Origin of the sequence: Mycobacterium sp. 1245852.3 (assembly GCF_001669335.1) — a bacterium.
GTDB classification, from domain to species: Bacteria; Actinomycetota; Actinomycetes; order Mycobacteriales; family Mycobacteriaceae; genus Mycobacterium; species Mycobacterium europaeum_A.
In genome coordinates, this window is sequence record NZ_LZLL01000357.1 from 1 (window position 1) to 853 (window position 853).

Sequence of the window (853 nt, forward strand, 5' to 3'; positions counted from 1 at the left end):
AGAGCACCCGATTGTTGATCGCGGAGCTGACCAGCTTGGTGCCCCCCGCGGTGCGGAACAGCACGGTTCGGCGCTGGACGACGTAGTTGACCGGGAAGATATCGGGCTGGCCGTCGGCGTAGGTGACCAGCCGCCCCAGCGCCGCGCTGCCCAGCAGTTCCCAGCACTCGTGCACCGGCAGGATGACGACTCCCTCATCGGTCATCGAAAGCTCCTTTCCGCGGGTGCGGTTGACGCCGCAATAGACCACGGCCGCAACACTATTGGCGCATCACCGGCTGGGGCGTCGGCCGAAGGTCCCGACCCGTGGGGACCAAAGTCGTTGAACCCGTTGCGTCCCGGCGGCTGCCTTCGAAATATGGGATATTGGGTGGGTCGGTCGCAATCTTTCCAGTTGCCAGACCGGCAGGAAAGGGCTCGCCATGGTCAAGGTGTTCCTGGTCGACGACCATGAGGTCGTCCGTCGCGGTCTTTCCGATCTACTCGCCTCCGATCCGGATCTTCAGATCGTCGGCGAGGCGGGCACGGTGGCCGAGGCGAAGGCGCGCATCCCGGCGTTGCAGCCCGACGTTGCCGTGCTCGACGTTCGGCTACCCGACGGCAACGGCATCGAACTGTGCCGCGACCTGGTGGCGGATCACCCCGACCTGCGCTGCCTGATGCTGACGTCGTTCACCTCCGATGAGGCGATGCTCGAGGCGATCCTGGCCGGCGCCAGCGGATTCGTGGTCAAGGACATCAAGGGCATGGAGCTGGCCCACGCCATCAAAGAGGTGGGCGCCGGCAAATCGCTGCTCGACAACCGCGCCGCGGCCGCGCTGATGTCCAAGCTGCGCGGCACGACCGCGCGCAA

The 853-nt window shown here is 66.1% G+C and carries 2 protein-coding genes; one reads left to right on the top strand and one right to left on the bottom strand.

All coding sequences use genetic code 11. From position 1 onward, the window contains the following. A partial coding sequence (locus A9W96_RS15965; protein ID WP_197499538.1) for a pyridoxamine 5'-phosphate oxidase family protein occupies nt 1-205 on the bottom strand: 205 nt, incomplete at its 3' end. 217 nt (nt 206-422) lie between these two features. Between A9W96_RS15965 and A9W96_RS15970 the strand changes: the two genes are divergently transcribed. After that, on the top strand, nt 423-853 hold a 431-nt coding region (locus A9W96_RS15970; protein ID WP_156765276.1), incomplete at its 3' end, for a response regulator transcription factor.